We start from the raw sequence: 331 nt of genomic DNA, 5'->3' as shown, positions 1-331 counted from the left end.
CTCGGATATGTGTATAAGAGATAGGTGTGGCTGCGGTTTCAGGGCTTGTGGGGAAATTGCGTCCCAAACGATGACGGGCCGGGTAGCCCCACGCCGGGCTGTGCGATGGCACAATTAATTACGTCTGGTTATACAAACAAGATCATACTATGAACCTACTCGAAAATCTTCAATCGTATAGCCCGGACAGCAATGTCAGCACGCCGGAGCGTGTTATCTCGGGCATTGCCGGAGCCTGGATGGTGCGTTCGGCATTTGCCAATGGCGGCCTGTTGAAAGGTGCCGCGGGCGCGTACCTGTTGTATCGCGCTATTTCGGGGCACTGCCCGGT

At 55.3% G+C, this 331-nt stretch carries 1 protein-coding gene; it reads left to right on the top strand.

Features of this window, described 5'->3' with window-relative positions; translation table 11 throughout:
- Window positions 1-149: 149 nt before the first annotated feature.
- The coding region (locus tag KK062_RS30170) for a YgaP family membrane protein (RefSeq protein WP_254088099.1) at window positions 150-331 on the top strand (182 nt) is incomplete at its 3' end.

This window comes from Dawidia cretensis, assembly GCF_018598175.1.
GTDB classification, from domain to species: domain Bacteria; phylum Bacteroidota; class Bacteroidia; order Cytophagales; family Cyclobacteriaceae; genus Ohtaekwangia; species Ohtaekwangia cretensis.
The sequence above is the reverse complement of the archived record's forward strand: the minus strand, read 5'-3'. Positions and strand labels throughout refer to the sequence as shown.